We start from the raw sequence: 5,092 nt of genomic DNA, 5'->3' as shown, positions 1-5,092 counted from the left end.
TGAACCACAGCTTCAACGAGTCCGCCTCGCAGGACACGACGACGCTGGTGCCGCTAATGTTCCTGGCCGTCGTGGTGTTGCTCCTGCTGTTCATGCGCAGCGTGACAACGACGGTGGTCACGGTGGTGGTGATCATCGTGTCCATTGTCGCGACGCTGGGCGTAACCGGCTGGCTGGGCTATCAGGTCAACCAGATCAACGTGTCGGCGCCGATCATCATCCTGACACTGGCGGTGTCCGACTGCGTGCACGTGCTGGTGAGCTACCTGAAGGACCTGCGGCGCGGGCTGGGCAAGTTCGAAGCGATGGAACACGCGCTGACAATCAACCTGAAGCCGGTATTCCTGACCTCCATCACCACCGCGATCGGCTTCTTCAGCCTGAACTTTTCCGACTCGCCGCCGTTCCGCGAGCTGGGCACCTCGGTGGGTTTCGGCGTGCTGGGGGCGATGCTGTGGTCGCTGGTGCTGCTGCCAGGGCTGGCGCTGTTGCTGCCGATCCGCGTGAAGCCGTCGGATGACGACCCGGACAGCAGCGGCGTGATGCTGAAGCTGGCCAACGTCATCATCGCCCACAACCGCGTGATCTTCTGGGGCGTGCTGGGCCTGGCCGCGGTACTGGTCGCGTTCATCCCGCGCAACGAGTTCAACGACGACACCGTGGAGTACTTCGACGAATCGCTGCCGATCCGTCAGGCCTTCGATTTCGTCCAGAACAACCTCACCGGTGTCGACAGCATTGCCTATTCGCTGCCGGCCGGCGAGGAAAACGGCGTTGTCGATCCCGACTATCTCAAGCAGGTCGATGCCTTCGCGCAGTGGTACCGCGACCAGCCGGAGGTGACGCATGTGTCCACGTTCACCGATGTGGTCAAGCGGCTCAACCGCAACATGCACGGCGACGATGCGAGCTACTACCGCCTGCCCGATGATCGCGAGCTGATCGCCCAGTACATCCTGCTCTACGAGTTGTCGCTGCCGATGGGGCTGGACCTGAACAACCAGCTCACCTTCGACAAGTCGGCAACCAAGTTCTCGGTGAACCTGAGCAACCTGAACTCCAAGCAGATCATCGCCGTCGAGGAGCGCGCGCAGGCCTGGATGGCGGCCAACACGCCGGACATCCAGTCGCATGGCTCCAGTGTCTCGCTGATGTTCGCCCACATCGGCCAGAACAACATCGAGGCGATGATGCGCGGCTCCGCCCTGGCGCTGGCGCTGATTGCCGTCACGCTGATCCTGGCACTGAAATCGTTCAAGTTCGGGCTGCTGTCGCTGCTGCCCAATGCGTTCCCCGCCTCGATTTCCTTCGGGCTGTGGGGGATCTTCGTCGGTCAGGTAAATCTGGCCGTGGCGGCGGTGTTCTCGATCACGCTGGGGATTGTCGTGGACAACACGGTGCACTTCTTCAGCAAGTATCTGCGGGCACGCCAGGAACGCGGCTACGGCACCGAGGACGCGATTCGCTACGCGTTCACCACGGTCGGAGCGGCATTGAGCGTGACCACCGTGGCGCTGGCGGCGGGCTTTCTCATCCTTGCGCAGTCCACCTTCGACGTGAATGCGTCCATGGGGATGATGACGGCCATGACCATCGTGATCGCCCTGATCTTCGACCTGCTGTTCCTGCCCGGGCTGCTGCTCCGCTTCGACCGGGAGCGCTAGCCCCGGATTGCCGGAGATTTCGCATGGTGGTGGCGCTCGCCCACCTCATGTACGCTCCGGTACGCAAAATATTCAGGCATGCATGGGGCGAATCCGTTTCGCCCCGGCATGCTCAACGACAACAACAGAACTGGAGTGCAGATGAGCGCGACTGACTATCAGACCCGTGGCCGCGTGGCGGTTATTTCTATGCAGAACCCACCCGTCAACGGGCTGGGCCTGGCGCTGCGCGAGGGCATTGTCGAGAGCCTGGATCAAGCCAATGGCGATGCGTCGGTTGAGGCGATCGTGCTGATCGGTGCCCACGGCACGTTCAGCGGCGGCGCGGACATCCGCGAGTTCAACACGCCCGCCATGTTCGCCGAGCCATCGCTGGCGACCGTGATCGAAGCCATCGAGGCGAGTCCGAAGCCGGTCATCGCCGCGATTTCCGGCGCCTGCATGGGCGGCGGTCTGGAACTGGCGCTGGGCTGCCATGCGCGCATCGCCGCACCGGATGCCCAGATCGCCCTGCCCGAGGTCAAGCTGGGCCTGTTGCCGGGCGCTGGTGGCACGCAGCGCCTGCCGCGCGTGATCGGGCTGGAAGCCGCGCTGAACATGATCGTCTCCGGCAACATCGTGCCGGCCAAGCTGCTCGCCGAGACCGACCTGTTCGACACCATGGCCGGTGACGATCTGCTGGCCGATGCGACCCGTCTCGCCGAGCAGTCGATCGGCCAGCCACTGAAGCTGGTGCGCGACCGCAAGGTCAAGCACCCGGAGAGCGAAGGCTTCCTGATGGTCGCGAAGAACACCGTCGCGACCATGGCCGGCCCGTTCCCCGCGCCGGTCAAGTGCGTGGAGGCGGTGGCGGCCTCCACCGGCAAGTTCGACGCCGGCATCGCCACCGAACGCAAGCTGTTCGGCGAGCTGGTGCAGACGCCGGAATCCAAGGCGCTGCGCCACGCCTTCTTCGGCGAGCGCGCGGCCTCCAAGATCAAGGGTGTGCCCGCCGACACGCCGACCCGCCCGATCGAAACCGTCGCGGTGATTGGCGCCGGCACCATGGGCGGCGGCATCACCATGAACTTCCTCAACGCCGGCATCCCGGTGCGGCTGCTGGAAATGAGCCAGGAGGCTCTGGACCGCGGCATCGGCATCATCCGCAAGAACTACGAAGGTCGCGTCAAGAAAGGCAAGCTGACCGAGGAGAAGCTGGAGCAGCGCATGGCGCTGATCCACCCCACCCTGTCCTACGATGATCTCGGCGACACCGACCTGGTGATCGAGGCCGTGTTCGAGGACATGGGCGTCAAGCAGCAGGTGTTCGAAACGCTGGATGCCGTGATGAAGCCCGGCGCCATTCTGGCGAGCAACACCTCGACCCTGGATCTCGACAAGATCGCCAGCTTCACCAAACGGCCGGAAGACGTGGTCGGCCTGCACTTCTTCAGCCCGGCGAACGTGATGCGCCTGCTGGAGGTCGTGCGCGGCGAGAAGACCGCCGACGACGTGCTGGTCACCGTCATGAAACTCGGCAAGACCATCCGCAAGCTCTGCGTGGTCGCCGGTGTCTGCGATGGCTTCATCGGCAATCGCATGGTCAACAAGTACATCGCCCAGGCGATCGCCATGCTGGAGGAAGGCGCGCTGCCGCAGGAGGTCGACAAGGCCGTGGAGTCCATCGGTTTCGCGATGGGGCCGTTCCGCATGTGCGACCTCTCGGGCAACGATGTCGGCTGGTACATCCGCAAGCGGCACTACGAGGAATACCCGGACATGCCGCGCATGCCCATCGCGGACAAGCTCTGCGAGATGGGCCGCTTCGGCCAGAAGACCGGCTCCGGTTGGTACAAGTACGTGCCCGGCGACCGCAAGGCGCATCCGGACCCGGAGGTCGAGAAGCTGATTGTCGACACCTGCGCCGAACTCGGCGTCGAGCGCCGCAAGCTGTCGCAGGACGAGATTCGCGACCGGCTGGTGCTGGCGCTGGTCAATGAGGGTGCCCGCATTCTCGAGGACGGCATCGCCCAGCGCGCCTCCGACATCGACATGGTCTATCTCAACGGCTACGGCTTCCCGCTGCATCTGGGCGGGCCGATGCTCTACGCCGACACCATGGGCCTTTACAACGTCGAGCGGCGCATGCGCCAGTTCGCCGCGCTGCCAGGTGCGGATGCCACGTTCTGGGAGCCGGCCGAGCTGGTGAAGAAGCTCGCGTCCGATGGCAAGATGTTCAACTAAGTATTTATTAAATAATCAGAATTCGAGAGACCCATCATGACTGAAGCTGTCATTGTTTCCACCGCCCGCACGCCGCTCGCCAAGTCCTGGCGCGGCTCGTTCAACATGACTCACGGCGCCACGCTCGGCGGTCACGTGGTCCAGGCCGCGGTCGAGCGCGCCGGCATCGATCCCGCCGAAGTCGAAGACGTGATCATGGGCTGCGCCTGGCCGGAAGGCGCCTGCGGTTCGAACATCGCACGCCAGATTGCTCTGCGCGCCGGTCTGCCGATCACCGCCTCCGGCGTGACCGTCAACCGCTTCTGCTCCTCCGGGCTGCAGGCCATTGCCATGGCCGCCCAGCGCGTCATCGTCGACAAGGTGCCGGTGATGATCGGCGGCGGCGTGGAGTCGATCTCCTGCGTGCAGAACGAGGCCAACATGCACATGCTGCAGGAGTCCTGGCTCACGCAGCACAAGCCGGAAATCTACTGGCCGATGCTGCAGACGGCCGAGACCGTGGCCAAGCGCTACAACATCTCCCGCGAGCGCCAGGACGAGTACGGCGCCCGTAGCCAGCAACGCGCCGAGGCCGCCCGTGCCGAAGGTCGCTTTGATGACGAGATCGCACCGATCGACGTCACCGCCGGCGTGATGGACAAGGCCACGGGACAACTCGTCACCAGGCAGGTGACCTGTGCCCAGGACGAAGGCATCCGCCCCGGCACGACCTACGAAGGCGTGTCGACGATTCGCCCCGCCATGCCGGGCGGCGTGATCGCGGCCGGCAACGCCAGCCAGTTCTCCGATGGTGCGTCAGCCTGCGTGGTCATGGATTCCAAGCTCGCCGAGCAGCGCAACATCGAACCGCTGGGCATCTTCCGCGGCTTCACCGTCGCCGGCTGCGAACCCGATGAGATGGGCATCGGCCCGGTCTTCGCGATTCCCCGCCTGCTCGAACGCACCGGCCTGTCGATCGACGACATCGGCCTGTGGGAGCTGAACGAGGCCTTCGCCGTCCAGGTGCTCTACTGCCAGGACAAGCTCGGCATTCCGGGTGATGCACTCAATGTCAACGGCGGCGCCATCGCCATCGGCCACCCCTACGGCGTCACCGGCAGTCGCCTCGTCGGCCACGCGCTGATCGAAGGCAAGCGCCGCGGCGTGAAGTACGTGGTGGTGACCATGTGCATCGGCGGCGGCATGGGTGCGGCCGGTTTGTTCGA

General features: G+C 64.6%; 3 protein-coding genes. All 3 read left to right on the top strand.

Annotated features, from left to right (window positions below; translation table 11 throughout):
• Window positions 1–1,664 (top strand): MMPL family transporter (locus ABNS06_RS08635; protein ID WP_348673921.1); only part of this gene is annotated, 1,664 nt, incomplete at its 5' end.
• A 141-nt stretch (window positions 1,665–1,805) separates the two neighbouring features.
• Window positions 1,806–3,887: a 3-hydroxyacyl-CoA dehydrogenase NAD-binding domain-containing protein gene (locus tag ABNS06_RS08630; RefSeq protein WP_348673920.1), complete on the top strand. Its 2,082-nt coding sequence runs from the start codon at window positions 1,806–1,808 to the stop codon at window positions 3,885–3,887.
• Between the two features lie 36 nt (window positions 3,888–3,923).
• A partial coding sequence (locus tag ABNS06_RS08625) for an acetyl-CoA C-acyltransferase (protein ID WP_348673919.1) occupies window positions 3,924–5,092 on the top strand: 1,169 nt, incomplete at its 3' end.

The organism is uncultured Abyssibacter sp., assembly GCF_964000955.1.
GTDB lineage: Bacteria > Pseudomonadota > Gammaproteobacteria > Nevskiales > OUC007 > Abyssibacter.
Note: the sequence above shows the minus strand (reverse complement) of the source record. Positions and strands in the feature narration are given on the sequence as shown.